Raw genomic sequence first — 15003 nt, forward strand, 5'->3', positions numbered from 1 at the left:
GAAGGATGTCCCATGTCGAAGAAGGTCGCCGTGATCGACGGCAATTCCTTGATGCACCGCGCCTATCATGCTATTCAGACGCCCATGTCAGCTCCCGATGGCACGCCGACGAATGCGGTGTTCGGCTTCATGCAGATGCTGTGCAAGTTTGTGGAGACGGCGCATCCTGATGCGCTCGTGTGCGCCTTCGATGCGGGAAAGCCGGAATTTCGCATGCAGGAGCTGCCAACGTATAAGGCGCAGCGGCCCCATATGGACGATGAGCTGCGTCGGCAGTTTCCGGTGGTCGAGAAACTGCTCGAGGCCATGCGCGTTCCCGTGGTGAAAGTGCCCGGGTGGGAAGGCGACGATATCTTGGGCACCGTAGCCGCGCGCGATGAGGCGCTGGGCTATCAGACCCTGCTGGTGACCGGAGATAAAGATGCCTGTCAGCTGGCTACGGAGCTGACGCATATCGTGACCACGAAGAAGGGAATCTCAGATGTGGCCATCATGGGCCCCGATGAGGTGATGGAAAAATACGGCGTCTCGCCTGCTCAATTCACGGACTTTTTGGGGCTGATGGGGGATAAGTCGGACAATATCCCTGGCGTGACCGGGGTGGGGCCGAAGAGCGCTACCACGCTGCTCGAGAAGTACGGCACGATAGAGGGCATCTACGAGCACCTCGACGAACTGCGCGGCAAGCAGCGCGAACGCCTTGAGGAAGAGCGCGACCTCGCTTTTCTGAGCCGCCAGATCGCCACGATCGTGACCGATCTCGATTTCCCGCTCGATCTTGAGAGCATCGTCTTTCCCGCTTTCGATGTGGGTGAGGTGGAAGCGGCGTTCAAGTCGTATTCGCTGATGAGCCCGCTGGCGCGCGTGCTCAGCATGGTGGGGGGAACGGCTACGGCCGATATGGTGGAGCTCGATCCGGGTCCTTTGCATGAGGGCGCCTCGGCGCAAGCGCTGCTCGAGCAGGCGCTCTCTTCGGGCGAGTGCTTGGGCATTGCGCTCGATGACTCGGGGCAGGATTCTCTGTTCGAGACGAGCTTGCAGGTGGCGGTGAGCACCTCCGAGGGGGTCGCGCTGTTCTCCGGTGCCGCTGCTGAGCATGCGCTGGTTGCCGTCATTCGCACGGCGCCGTTTTCGGTGCTCGACTCGAAGGAGATGGCGCAACGCGTCTATCCGGCCGACTCCGCATGCGCAGCCTTGGTCGACGAGACTGACCTTGTCGCCATGCGCGCCTTCGATCTGGGCCTTGCCGCTTATGCGCTGAACTCCACTGTATCCGACTACACGCACGATCAGCTGGCGCAGCGCTATCTGGGGGGTATGCTCGAGACCTCTGACGACCAACGCGCGACCTTGGCGCAGAGCGCGTGCGCGTCGCGCCTGTTGGTGGAACCGCTGCGCCGCGCGTTGGCGGCGGATGGCTCTGAGGGCATCTATGAGCGAATCGACGTGCCGCTGGTGCCCGTTTTGCTCCAGATGGAGCGGTGCGGCATGGCGCTCGATTGCCAGCGCCTTGAAGAGATCGGGGAGTCCGCGCAGACCGAATTGACGGCGCTTGCCGAGAATATCTTCGCGCAGGCAGGCGAGTCCTTCAACATCGATTCGCCCAAGCAACTGGGCCATGTGCTCTTTGAGGTGATGGGCATCCCGCCGCTCAAGAAGAATCAGCGCGGGTATTCGACCGATGCCACGGTGATGAAGGAGCTGGCGAAAACCTACGACATCGCGAACATGGTGCTTCGATATCGCGAACTGGCGAAGATTAAATCGACCTACATCGATCAACTGCCGCGCATGCGGGCAACGGACGGGCGCGTCCATACCGCCTTCCACGAGACCGTAACGGCCACCGGGCGTCTCTCGTCATCGAACCCCAACCTCCAAAACATTCCCGTGCGCACCGACTTCGGGCGACAGATCCGCGCGTGCTTCGTGCCATTGCGCGCGGGCGAGGTGTTTCTGTCCGCCGATTATTCGCAGATCGAGCTGCGGCTGTTGGCTCACCTTTCAGGCGATGAGCACCTGATCGCCGCCTTCCGCAGCGGAGAGGATTTCCATACCAATACGGCAGCCCGCGTCTTCGGCATGGCGCCCGCGGAGGTAACGCCGCAGCTGCGCAGTCGGGCGAAGGCGGTTAATTTCGGCATCGTGTATGGGCAGCAGGCCTTCGGGTTGTCGCAGAGCTTGGACATCCCCATGGATGAGGCGCGCGCGATGATCGATCGCTATTTCGAAGCGTACCCGGGCGTGCGCGCGTTCTTGGATGAGACGGTGCGGCAGGCCTCGACCCGCGGGTTCGCCGAGACGCTCTTCGGGCGCAAGCGGCGCATTCCCGAGCTGACCATGAGCAACAAGCGAACGCGAGGCGTCGGCGAGCGCACAGCCATGAACCATCCGATGCAGGGAACCGCGGCCGATATCATCAAGCTAGCAATGATCGAGGTCAGCAAGCGGTTGGCTGCGGGAACGCTCGATGCGCAGATGATGGTGCAGGTGCACGACGAGCTCGATTTCAGCGTAGCTGCCGATCAGGCTCAGCAGCTGGCTGATTTAGTGCAGGATGCCATGGAAAACGTGGTGGAGTTGAAAGTGCCGCTCGTGGTGGACGTGTCGTGGGCGCAGACGTGGGCTGATGCCCATTAGCAGAAATTGTTGTTGACGAGCGCAGGGGTCATTGTTAAAGTAAATCCTTGCGTTTAAGGCATATACAAGGAGATTATCAATGTACGCGATTGTTAAGACCGGCGGCAAGCAATACAAGGTGTGCCCCGGTGACAAGATCAACATCGAGAAGCTGCCCGCCGCGGTCGGTGACAAGGTGGTGCTTGACGCCATTTGCATCGTTGACGGCGAGAAGACCGAGCTCGACCCGCAGGTTGCTGCAAAGACTCCTGTGGAGGCGGTGGTGCTCGAGCAGTTCAAGGATAAGAAGAAGATCGTCTTCAAGTTCAAGAAGCGCAAGAACTACAAGCGTCTGCGCGGCCACCGTCAGGAGCTGACGCGCGTGCAGATCACGGCAGTGGGTTCCGAGAAGTTCGAGGCGCCCAAGCCGAAGAAGGCAGCTGCCAAGAAGGACGATGCGCAGGCCTCCGACAAGAAGCCCGCTGAGGCTCAGGCTGCAAAGACGGCTGAGAAGAGGACAGCCGAGAAGAAGCCAACAGCCAAGAAGGCCGCTGCTGCGAAGGACGATGCGGCAAAGACGTCGGCAACGAAGAAGCCTGCTGCGAAGAAAGAGGATGCCGAGAAGAAGCCTGCGTCCGCAAAGACGTCGGCAGCGGCTGAGAAAGCTGAGGAGGAGTAAGACATGGCACACAAGAAAGGCCTCGGCTCTACCCGTAACGGTCGTGATTCCCAGGCAAAGCGCTTGGGCGTGAAGATGTTCGCCGGTCAAGCAGTGCGTACGGGCAACATCATCGTTCGCCAGCGCGGCACGCATTTCCATCCCGGCGAGAACGTGGGTCGTGGTAATGACGACACGCTGTTCGCTCTGTGCGACGGGACGCTGAAATTCACGAAGGGTGACAAGCGCAAGGTGCATGTGATCCCTGCCGAGTAACCTGTGTGATCGTGGAGCGGCGCCGTCTTGGCGCTGCCCTATGAGGTATCATGAAAAGCCCTTATGTAAGGGCTTTTTTTGTGAGGTGGCGCACTATGTTCATCGACAAGGTGCATATCAACGTGAAAGCTGGCGCAGGTGGCGCTGGATGCATGTCGTTTCGTCGCGAAGCGCATGTTCCCAAGGGCGGCCCCGATGGCGGCGATGGTGGGCATGGCGGCAACGTGGTGCTCGAAGCTGACGCCGCAGTGTCCACGTTGATCGATTACCGCTTCAAGCATCATTTCAAGGCGCGGCGTGGCACGCATGGCAAAGGAAGCCGCATGCATGGCGCCAACGGCGAGGATATCGTGCTGAAGGTGCCTGTGGGCACGGTGGTGCGCTCCTATGATGACGAGAGCGGGCAGACGGGAGAGGTTCTGGCCGATCTGGTGCGCGATGGCCAGCGTTTCACGGTGGCGCGCGGGGGGCGTGGAGGGCGTGGCAACACGCATTTCGTCACGTCGACCCGACGCGCTCCCGCCTTCGCAGAGCTGGGGGAGCCGGGAGACGAGCTATCGGTGGAGCTCGAGATGAAGCTGCTGGCCGATGTGGCGCTCGTTGGGGTGCCGAGCGCAGGGAAATCATCTCTGATCGCACGCATGAGCGCGGCAAAACCGAAGATCGCCGATTACCCGTTCACCACGCTCGCACCCAATCTTGGCGTGGCGACCAGCGGTGATGACAGTTTCGTCATCGCTGATGTTCCCGGCCTGATCGAAGGAGCGCATGAAGGGCGCGGGCTCGGTCATGAGTTCTTGCGTCACATCGAGCGCACGGCTCTGATCGTGCACGTGGTTGATATGACGGGCGGCTATGAAGGGCGCGATCCCCTTGAAGATTACCGCATCATCAACGAAGAGTTGAAGCGCTACGCTGCTGAGCTCGATGCGCGGCCCCGCGTTGTCGTCGCCAACAAGATGGATGCCGTGAGAAACGATGAGGCGCTCCAAGAGGGCGTGCGGCGCCTTGAAGCGCAGCTCAAGCAGGATTCCATTGCGGCTGCGGGCGGGGATGAGTTCGCCTCGAGTCCGCTTGATCCGAAGCTCTACCAAGTGAGCGCACTGACAGGAGAGGGCGTTGATGCGCTGAAAGCCGCTCTCGCCACGAAGGTGAAGCATCTTCGTGAAGAGGCCCGTGCGGAAGCGGCGGACGCGCAGGATTTCGAGAAAGTGTGGGAGCTCAAGCGCGATGCGCGCGACCATGCGTTCACGGTGCAGCGCGAAGAGAACGGCACGTTCTCGGTGAGCGGCACGCGTATTGAGCGCATGGTGCTTCAGACCGATCAAGACAACGAAGAGGCGGTCACGTTCTTGCAGCATCGCTTCCGTCGCATTGGGCTGGACGATGCGCTGCGCGATGCGGGCGCGCGCGATGGCGATGAGGTGGTCATCGCAGGGTTGTGCTTCGAGTATGAATCGGGCCTTGCTGTCGATGATGTCTATGCAGAATTGGATTTCTAGCGTATGAGAACGACGCATCACACGAAACGGCTTGTCATAAAGATCGGGTCATCAACGCTGACCAGCGCGGAAAACGCCATCGATCGCGCGCGCATCACCGATCTTGCGCGCCAAAGCGCCGATCTTGTGGCTGATGGATGGCGTGTCGCCATCGTGACGTCTGCTGCTATCGCGGCGGGGCTCGGCGCCCTCTCCATCGAACGGCGCCCTTCCGATATGGCGACGCTTCAGGCGGCTGCCTCGGTGGGACAATGCGAGTTGACCGGCGTCTACGCAGAGGAATTCGCAGCCCATGGCTTGCTGACATCGTTGGTGCTGCTGACGCGCCGTGACACCGCCGACAGGACCGCCTATCTCAATGCCCGAGCAACGCTCGACCGGCTGCTCGATCTGGGCGTGGTCCCCATCATCAACGAGAACGACACGGTCTCGATCGAGCAGATTCGCTTCGGAGACAACGACACGCTCGCAGCGTTGGTTGCGGTGCTGGTGGGCGCCGACCAGCTGATCATCTTATCTGACATCGACGGGCTCTATGATGCGAATCCGCGCACGTCTGCGGATGCGCATCTGATAGAAGAGGTGAGCCGTATCGACCAGCAGCTCCTTGACGCATGCGGCGGGGCAGGCAGCGTGGCCGGATCGGGCGGCATGGTCACCAAGGTGGCGGCGGCGCGCGTGATGATGAGCGCTGGTATTCCCCTGGTGATCGCTCATGGGAAGAAAGACAACGTGGTCGTTCGGTCGGCACGCGGAGAGAGCGTTGGCACGCGTTTCGTGCCTGCCGATCGTCGGCATGAGATAACCCCGCGCAAGCTCTGGATCGCATTGGGCGATGCCGCCCACGGCGCCGTCACGGTCGATGGGGGAGCAAAGCGCGCGCTGATCGCGGGCGGCAGCTCGCTTCTGCCCGTTGGCGTGGTGGACGTCGACGGACGGTTCGCTGAAGGTGATATCGTCGATGTGCGCGACAGCGAAGGCTACGTGTTCGCCCGCGGCCGCGTCAGCGTAGGGCGTGATGCGGTGGAGCTGTCGAAGGGAAGCTCGAGCAAGGAGCTCGCGGCGAACAGCTTGCTCGCGGCGGTAGCAGATAAGCCGGTCATTCATCGCGATGATCTGGTCGTGTTCGAATAGGAGACGGTATGTCCTCAACGATGCAGCATGATGTGGAATTGCTCGCAATGCAAGCTGCGGCGGCATCCAAGCAGCTCGCACAATGCAGTGGCGAGGCACGCGATGCGGCTTTGACCGCGATGGCGCAAGCTCTTCGAGCGACGTGCGGAGATATCATCCAGGCCAATGAGCAGGATATGGACGCGGCGCGGCAGTGCGGCACGAACGAGGCGCTGCTCGATCGCTTGATGCTCGATGAGGCGCGCGTGGAGGCCATGGCGTGCGCTCTTGAAGAGTTGCGCGACCTTCCCGATCCGCTCGGGCGCATCCAAGATGCGCGCACGCTTCCGAACGGCTTGAAGCTCGAGCGCGTCAGCGTGCCCATCGGGGTGGTTGGCATGATCTACGAGGCGCGTCCGAATGTGACCGCTGATGCAGCAGGTATCTGCATCAAATCGGGCAACGCCTGCATTCTGCGCGGCGGCAGCCTTGCGGCGCGCACCAATGAGGTCGTCTCCGATGTGCTCGCGCAGGCCGCTTGCTCGTCTGGGTTGCCGCAAGGTTGCATCTGCGCCCTGACCACCACCGACCGAAGCGCAACGGATGCGCTCATGCAGTTGCACGGACTCGTGGACGTGATCATTCCGCGCGGCGGTGCCGGTTTGATACGTCATTGCGTGGAGTCCTCGAAGGTTCCGGTCATTGAGACCGGAACGGGCAATTGCCATGTGTATATCCACGAGAGCGCCGATGAAGAGAAGGCGCGCGCCATCGTCTTGAACGCGAAGTGTCGTCGTTTCGGCGTTTGCAATGCGGCAGAGAGTTTGCTTGTTGACAGCGGATACGACTGCGCGGCGCTTTGCTCTCTCCTGACCGACCTGGTCGATCATGGTGTGCTGCTGCATTGTGATGAGGATGTTCTTGCATGCGCGCGCGATGCGGGCATCGTGATAGACGGCCCTGATGCGCAGGCGATGCTTGCGACGGAAGCGGATTGGGCAACGGAGTATCTAGGGCCTGAGATCGCGGTGAAGATGATCGCGGGAGGCGTTCGGGAAGCCATCGATCACGTGAATCGCTATGGCACGGGTCATTCCGAGGCTATCGTGGCAACGGATGCTGATGCGTGCGAGGCGTTCCTTGCCGGTGTGGATGCTGCGGCAGTCTATGCGAACGCATCGACCGCCTTCACCGACGGCGGCCAATTCGGCTTGGGTGCCGAGATCGGCATCTCAACCCAGAAGCTGCATGCGCGCGGGCCCTTCGCACTTGATGCGCTGACCTCGTACAAGTATCTTGTGCGCGGCGAGGGACAGGTGCGCGCCTGAATGGATACTCGTGCGCTCGTGCGCCCTGCTTGTGGCAGTGCGGTATCGCTCGAAGCGGTGTATGCGGCGGCGGTGAGCCATCGTTTCGACGCTTTGGGCGCCGATGGGGTGCCCAGACGCTTGGGCATCATGGGGGGCACGTTCGACCCTATCCATATCGGCCATCTTGCGTGCGCGGAAATGGCACGGGATGCGTGTTCGTTGGATGCGGTGGTGTTCACGGTCGCTGCCAACCCATCGCTCAAGCAACACCGAAGCATCGTTGACGTGCATGAGAGGATCGCCATGTGCTCGCTGGCCGTTGCCGACAATCGGCGCTTTGACGTGAGCGCGATCGAAGCGGCTCGGCCCGGGATCACCTATACCAGTGATACGATGCGTCTCGTGCGCCACCAGTTCCCCGATACCGTGGAGCTCTTCTTCATCATGGGAGCGGACTCTCTTCGCACGCTCCCGCACTGGCATGAGGCGAATGCGCTCAAGGATATGCTCCGCTTCATCTGCGTTTCGCGTCCGGGTCGCTTTGATGAGGGGACGCTGTTGCATCGCTGCCGCGAGCAGGGCTTCAAGATCGATCAGGTGAGCGCACCGCTGCTCGATGTGTCCTCGAGCGAGATACGGAAACGAGCGCGCGCAGGGCGAGCCATCCGCTATCTTGTACCGCATGCGGTATGCTCGTATATCGAAGAGAAGCATCTCTATAGTGCGAAAGGATGAGTCTGATGGATGATGCGCTCAGTGAAGCCTTCTACCAGGCGCGTGTTGAAGACGTGGCGGCTCGGGTGAAACCGAAGCGCTTCGAGCATATTCAAGGAGTAGCGCAAACGGCCGAGTCGTTAGCGCGCATCTATGGGGTGGACCCCGCGCGTGCGCGCTTGGCAGGGTTGCTCCACGACTGGGACAAGGGCATGCGCGATGGCGAGATCATCCAGCGCGCGCACGACCTTGGTGTCGATGCGCAGGTAGGGGAGTGGGTGGTCGAGAACATGCCCGAGGTCTTACATGGTCCCACCGCGGCAGCAGCGCTCGGACGAGCATTCCCACAGATACCCGCCGATGTGCTCGAGGCCATCCGGTGCCATACGACCGCAAGCACCACGATGACCGATTTGAGCAAGATCATCTACGTGGCCGACACCCTCGAGCCTTCGCGCACGTTCGGTGAAGCCGACGGATTGCGTGCCTTGATCGGCGTTGTGCCTCTCGATGAGCTGTTCTATCGTGTCTACAAGTTCTGGACCATGGCGCTGATCGAGCACGACACGGTGCTTCATCCTGATACCATCAAGATATGGAATACGATAGCCAAGGGTAAATCCCGGGCCAAGAAGGAGAAATACGCATGAGCGTGAGCAGCGAGTGTTCTTCGCGCAAGGCGGCCATCGCGGCGGCCCGCGCAGCGGATTCAAAGAAAGCCATCGATATCATGGTGCAGCAGGTAGGAGCGTTGATCGGCGTGACCGATTACTTCGTCATTGCGACGGGTCGGAACAAAGCCCAGATGGATGCCATCATCGATGCGGTCGAAGAGGAACTGCGCGAGACCTGCGACATGCGTCCTGCCCATCGCGAGGTCTCTTCCGATGGCACGTGGAGCCTTTTGGATTACGGGGATATCGTCGTGCACGTTTTCTTGCCCGAGACGCGCGAATACTATCGGCTTGAGGCGCTTTGGAATGACGCTCCCATCGTTGATCTCGCGTCAGAGGCGGACCTCGTCGGCTTGGAGTATTCGGATCGCATTCGGGATTTGATCGAACAAGGCGCGCGCATTGCCCAAAGCGTCCAATCTTAGGCGGGACAAGACGGACAATCTCCCCGGTAAGGCGATTGACCGATCGGACAATGAAACATTGATGGCGCATGCTGGATGCGATATCGGCATGATAAGGCGCGTTCCCCTAGCCGGGATCACCTGCTGAATCGGAGTGTTTCATGGCGACTTTCATGGAGTCGTGCCGATGCAAGGGGACAAGGCCGCAAGGCATTGTGGGCCACACGTTTTCGTCTCGTCCCGATCTGGTGGGGAAGATGTTGCACGACCGGCGCGTTGCGCGCTTCCTCGTTGCTCCGCCGGGATACGGGAAGAGCACCGTCGCATTCGAGTATGCCGATATCGTCTTCGGTTTCAAGCGCGTCTTTTGGATCAGATGCGCCTCTCCGTGCTTTCTGCGCGATCTTGATGCGGGGGCGCTCATCTCATCGCTCATCGGGTCTGACCCAGATGCGGCTTTGGTGGTATGCGATGACGTGCCGCTGCTCGATGACGAGCGCGCCGAGGCGTTCAACGGGTTCGTGGATGCGGTGCTGGCGCGTGGTTGCGAGGTTGTGATCACCTGCGCACCTGCTGCTGACACGTTCTCGGTGCTCCAGCGCGATCGCATGCTGATCAATGCCACCGATCTTCTGCTCACCGACGACGAACTGAGCTTGGCAGCTACCGCAGGCGCTCTCGATGCATCGGAGATTCGCGATCGCTCTCGCTCGGAGCGTGCGGCCTGCTTGGTCTGGCACGGTGATGGCATGCGGCTGCTCATCGAAGGCGCATCGTCGGGTGAGATGCCGTTAGATGTGGCCCTTGCTGTGGTGGTTTTGCTGCTGCTCGGGAGAGGCGGCTTCGATGATCTGACAGCGGTTCTCAGCGCCGATCGTGCGAGCGAGGCGTGGGAGTATTTGGCCGATGATTATCCGTATTTGGGCATTGATCGGCGCACAGGCACCTATGTGGCAATGCGCTGTAGCGTTGCCCGGATCGCATCCGGCTTTTCCCAGCGCCTCGATGATCTTGCGACCTGTTCGATCCATGCCGATCGCGGATCGCTCGTGGGGTGTGTGGCGGATATGCTCTTGCAGCGAGAAGGTGCGACGCGCGCTGCTGAGGTGATGGCGCACCTTGCGCCCAAGCAGGCCGCATGCGCGTGGCTCGTTCGCTCATGCAGGCGTTTGGTGGCATGCGCCGAACCTGTTGCGATCAGCGACTTGCACGAGAGCGTGCGGAGACGTTCCACGGGCTTCACCGATCAGCTTTCCCTATGCAAATGCTGGTCGGCGCTGCTTCTCGATGATCGGAAGAGCCTGGAAGACTTCGCCAAGCGCGTCGTGCGATCGGGCAGCGCTGATACGGCGCAAAAGCTAGAAGCGCTCTCGTTTCTGGTCGCGCGTGGCGAAGGCGACCTGCGTGCGCGGGCGCACGCGAAGCTGATGCAGCTTGCGGAGCGGACAGAAGGGGGAAAGGCCGAGCGCTCCCGTTCCGGCTCGCTGCGTGGTGACGCCGCCGTTCTTGCCGCTATTTGCTTGGCTGCCGGAGAGGGTGCGGGTGCTGGCATGAACGAATGGATGCGCGTTTGCGCGGAGCAGCAAGACCAGCCGACGACGATGCGGGAAGCCCTTCTGCTGGGCGCAGCGTGGCTGTTCGAGGCAGCGCTTGCCGAATGCGATGTTGTGGGCAGTGCAGGTCGTGCAGGGGAAGAGGGCAAGGAGCTGCAGGACGCTTTGATGCAGTTGGCGCGATATTGCGCGCGTGAAGGAGAGCGCATCCAGGAAGGCGCCTCTTTGGATTGGTTCGGGTTCAATGCGCTTCGGTGGCTGGATGCGGCCAGCGAGCGATGGATGGTGCTGCAGTCGTGTCGTGCGGGCGAGGAAGCGCACGCTCAGATGCGTCGGATGGAGGTGCACCTGAGCGAGCAACGCGAGCGCTACCAAGCGGCGGCACATGCGGTTTCGCCTCCGGTGCGGCGCTCGTCCACGAGTTCGCATTCCCGGCCGAACCGTTCTGCGGAGGAGCGCGCCACCCCTGCAGCCGTTCCGCTTTTGTCGGTCAACCTTTTTGGTGGAATGGAAGTGCGCATCGGTGGCGATCTGGTCGAGCCGCGATTCTTGCGTCGCATGAAGGTGAAGACGCTGCTCGCGCTCCTTGTGATGAATCGCGGGCGCGAGATACAGCGCGATAATCTTGCGAGCATGCTGTGGCCTCACAGTGCCACGAATGCATACCGCAACAACTTCTATTCGGTGTGGTCCCAATTGAAGCGCTCGCTTCAGGTCGGGGGAAGCTGTCCGTATCTGATCCGAACCCAGACCGGATGCAGCTTGGATCCGCGCTTGGTGACCAGCGACGTGCATGAATACGAAGCGATCTGCCGCTCGCTTCTCTTCGGCACTGATGCGCCCGGGGATTGGGAGCGACTCTATTCGTTGGTGAGCAACGAGTATGCTGGCAAACTCATGCCGTGCGAACAGGAAAACGAGACCATCCTCTCGCTGCGGGAGCACTACCATGCCCAGCTGATCGACGGGCTCATCGCAACGACGAATCGGTTGATCGGCATGAGCGAGCCGCGCGGAGCCGTGTGGTTCGCGCGCGAAGCGCTCAGGCGGGAGGGGCGGCGCGAGGATGTCTACATCGCCTTGATGGAAGCCCAGATCGCTGCCGATCAACGCTCTGCGGCATTGGAGACCTACTTCGAATGCCGTCAGTTCTTGAACGAGGATCTCGGGATCGATCCGTCCCTGCGCCTCGTTGAGCTGTACCGATCCATCATCGAGACGGAAGATGCGCTTTTCTAGACGGGAGCACGGGGTCGTTTCCCGAGGATAACCTATGAATTCCAGCACTTCTGTTCGCATGTGTATTAGAATCATCGCAAGACACACCAGAGAGGTTGCCGACGGCGGCCCTCTAGAAGAGAAAGCAAGCAAACGACATGGGATTACTCTCCAAGCTGTTCTCGGCTGGCGAAGGAAAGCAGCTCAAGAAATACCAGAGCAAGGTAGATCAGATCAATGCGCTCGAGCCTCAGATGCAGGCGTTGAGCGATGAAGAGCTCGGCGGCATCACCGAGCGTTTCCGCGAGCGCTACGCGGCGGGAGAGACGCTCGATGACCTGTTACCGGAAGCGTTCGCGGCAGTGCGCGAGGCTAGCGTGCGCACGATCGGCCTGCGTCATTTCGATGTGCAGCTGATCGGCGGTATGGCGCTCAACGCTGGCGAGATAGCCGAGATGAAGACCGGCGAGGGCAAGACGCTCGTATCGACCCTTGCTGGTTACCTCAACGCGATCCCGGGGCATAACGTGCACATCGTCACGGTGAACGATTATCTGGCGCGGCGCGACTCGCAGTGGATGGGCCAGATATACTCGTTTTTGGGGATGAAGGTGGGCCTCATCCAAAACGGCATGCGCCCCGAGGCGAAGATACCGGCATATCAAGCCGACGTGACGTATGGTACCAACTCGGAGTTCGGCTTCGATTATTTGCGTGACAACATGGTGGCGAAAGCGGACCTGCGCGTGCAGCGTGGGCATCATTTCGCGGTGGTCGACGAGGTTGACTCCATCTTGATCGACGAGGCGCGCACGCCGCTCATCATTTCCGGTGCGGGCACGCAAGCCGCAGAGACGTACAAGCGCTTCGCTGCTGTCATGCCGGGGCTCGTCGAGGGCGAGGACTTCGATATGGACGAGGCCAAGCGCACCATCAACGCTACCGAAGTCGGTCTTGAGAAGATAGAGAGCATGCTCGGCATCGAGGATATCTATGCCGATCCGTCGGGCCAGCTCGCCAATCATCTCCAGCAAGCTCTCAAGGCGCAGTTCCTGTTCCACCGCGACGTAGACTACGTCGTGATGGATGGCGAGGTGAAGATCGTTGACGAGTTCACAGGGCGCATCATGGAGGGTCGGCGCTATTCTGAGGGTCTCCATCAGGCGCTCGAGGCAAAAGAGCGCGTGAAGGTGCTCGATGAGAATCAGACGCTCGCTACCATCACGCTGCAGAATTACTTCCGTCTGTACGACAAGCTCTCGGGCATGACCGGTACCGCTATGACCGAAGATGCTGAGTTCCGTCAGATCTACAAGCTGCCTGTGTTCGCTATTCCGCCGAATCGTCCGGTTGCGCGCGATGACCTGAACGATCTGGTCTATCGCACGATCGATGCGAAGTTCAACGCGGTGGCCAACGATATTCAGGCGCGCAATGCTATTGGGCAGCCGGTGCTGGTGGGTACGGTCTCGGTGGAGAGCAGCGAGCGGCTGAGTCGATTGCTCGACAAGCGCGGCATTCCGCACGAGACGTTGAACGCGAAGAACCATGAGCGCGAGGCTCATATCGTGGCGCAGGCGGGCCGGGTAGGCGCGGTCACCATTGCCACCAATATGGCCGGTCGCGGTACCGATATTCTGCTCGGCGGCAACGCTGATGTGCTCGCGGACGATATCCTGCGTGATCGCGGGTTCGATCCCGATGCTGCCGAGCTCACCGAGGAAGGCGAGCCAAACGAGCTGTTCGCCCCGCAGGCCGAGCGCCAGCGGGCCCTTGATGAGGCGCACGCTATTTGCGAACAGGAGCAGCAGATTGTGAAGGCGGCGGGTGGTCTGTGCGTGATCGGCACCGAGCGGCATGAATCCCGTCGTATCGACAATCAGTTGCGAGGCCGTGCTGGACGTCAGGGCGATCCGGGCGTGACGCAGTTCTACCTTTCGCTGGAAGACGACCTCATGCGTCTGTTCGGCGGCAATCGCATGGACTCCATCTCGGCCATGATGCAAAAGACCGGCATGGAAGACGACATGCCCATTCAGGCGAGCATGGTTTCCAAGTCCATCGAAAGCGCGCAACGCCAGGTTGAGAGCATGCATTTCGCCGCGCGCAAGAGCGTGCTCGAATACGACGACGTGATGAACTTGCAGCGTCAAGCCATCTACGAAGAGCGCAATGCCATCCTCGATGGCAAATCCATCGCAGGGCGGATCCCTGAGATCATCAGCGACTCGGCGGCCGCAGAAGTGGCCGATACGCTGCCCGATGGCAGCGCGAGCGATGATTGGGATACCAAGGCGCTCGATCTGTGGGCCGCCAACATGTCGGGGCGGCCCGACTTCAAGGTCGAAGAGCTTGACCATGACGACGATCCTGCGGTGGTGGAAGAGGCGCTCGTCTCCTACCTCAGTGGCATCTATCAGGAAAAGGCGGCCGTGCTCGGCCCGGTCATGGACGATCTTGCGAGCCAGATCATGCTGCGCATCATGGATACGCGTTGGATGGCGCATCTGCAAGAGATGGATTATCTGCGCACCGGTATCGGGTTGCGCGCGATCGGTCAGCGCGATCCGCTGGTCGAATACAAAAACGAGGCGTACAGTGCTTTCGAGGCCATGACCGCATCCATGTACGATGACTATCTGCGCACGCTGCTCAGGCTTGAGATCGCGGTAAAGATAGAGCCGGTTGAGCAGCCCGCGCATGACGAGAAAGAACTGAGCTACTCGTCGCCTGAGGCAGCTCTTGAATCGTCGGGCACTGCGCAGGCGCGCGCTCAGGCTCAGGCAGCGGCGCAAGGAAGCACGCCAGCACCTCCCAAACCGAGCCAAGGGAAGGCGTCTACATATATAAAGGATAAGGACGATCCCTTCGCAAACGTGGGACGCAACGATCCATGCCCCTGCGGATCGGGTCTCAAGTATAAGAAGTGCCACGGAGCATAATCGAAGCTGGTGGCTTGAAG

Annotated in this window: 11 protein-coding genes; all 11 read left to right on the forward strand. The window is 60.8% G+C overall.

What is annotated here, in order from left to right; translation table 11 throughout:
- The first annotated feature begins 12 nt into the window (after positions 1–12).
- Positions 13–2640, forward strand: a complete 2628-nt coding sequence (gene polA, locus NFR19_RS06675) for a DNA polymerase I (protein WP_251213012.1) — start codon at positions 13–15, stop codon at positions 2638–2640.
- 79 nt (positions 2641–2719) lie between these two features.
- Positions 2720–3298 carry a 50S ribosomal protein L21 gene (gene rplU, locus NFR19_RS06680; protein WP_251213013.1) on the forward strand — a complete coding sequence of 193 codons (579 nt, stop codon included), beginning with the start codon at positions 2720–2722 and terminating at the stop codon, positions 3296–3298.
- 3 nt (positions 3299–3301) lie between these two features.
- A complete protein-coding gene (gene rpmA / locus NFR19_RS06685; RefSeq protein ID WP_251213014.1) occupies positions 3302–3553 on the forward strand; it encodes a 50S ribosomal protein L27 in 252 nt (83 codons plus the stop codon).
- 95 nt (positions 3554–3648) lie between these two features.
- Positions 3649–5055, forward strand: coding sequence for a GTPase ObgE (gene obgE, locus NFR19_RS06690; RefSeq protein WP_251213015.1), 1407 nt, complete (start codon positions 3649–3651; stop codon positions 5053–5055).
- A gap of 3 nt (positions 5056–5058) precedes the next feature.
- On the forward strand, positions 5059–6189 hold the full coding sequence (gene proB / locus NFR19_RS06695) for a glutamate 5-kinase (protein WP_251213016.1): 1131 nt from the start codon (positions 5059–5061) through the stop codon (positions 6187–6189).
- An 8-nt stretch (positions 6190–6197) separates the two neighbouring features.
- Positions 6198–7496, forward strand: coding sequence for a glutamate-5-semialdehyde dehydrogenase (locus tag NFR19_RS06700; RefSeq protein WP_251213017.1), 1299 nt, complete (start codon positions 6198–6200; stop codon positions 7494–7496).
- Positions 7497–8213 carry a nicotinate-nucleotide adenylyltransferase gene (gene nadD, locus NFR19_RS06705; protein WP_251213018.1) on the forward strand — a complete coding sequence of 239 codons (717 nt, stop codon included), beginning with the start codon at positions 7497–7499 and terminating at the stop codon, positions 8211–8213.
- A gap of 5 nt (positions 8214–8218) precedes the next feature.
- A complete protein-coding gene (yqeK, locus tag NFR19_RS06710) occupies positions 8219–8842 on the forward strand; it encodes a bis(5'-nucleosyl)-tetraphosphatase (symmetrical) YqeK (protein ID WP_251213019.1) in 624 nt (207 codons plus the stop codon).
- Positions 8839–9291, forward strand: a complete 453-nt coding sequence (gene rsfS / locus NFR19_RS06715) for a ribosome silencing factor (RefSeq protein ID WP_251213020.1) — start codon at positions 8839–8841, stop codon at positions 9289–9291. Before yqeK ends, rsfS begins: the two co-directional genes overlap by 4 nt.
- A gap of 140 nt (positions 9292–9431) precedes the next feature.
- Entirely contained in the window at positions 9432–12062 is a 2631-nt protein-coding gene (locus tag NFR19_RS06720) for an AfsR/SARP family transcriptional regulator (protein ID WP_251213021.1), read from the forward strand.
- 137 nt (positions 12063–12199) lie between these two features.
- Complete coding sequence (gene secA / locus NFR19_RS06725) at positions 12200–14983, forward strand: preprotein translocase subunit SecA (RefSeq protein WP_251213022.1); 2784 nt, start codon at positions 12200–12202, stop codon at positions 14981–14983.
- Positions 14984–15003: the final 20 nt, after the last annotated feature.

Origin of the sequence: Adlercreutzia murintestinalis (assembly GCF_943192905.1) — a bacterium.
Lineage (GTDB): Bacteria > Actinomycetota > Coriobacteriia > Coriobacteriales > Eggerthellaceae > Adlercreutzia_A > Adlercreutzia_A murintestinalis.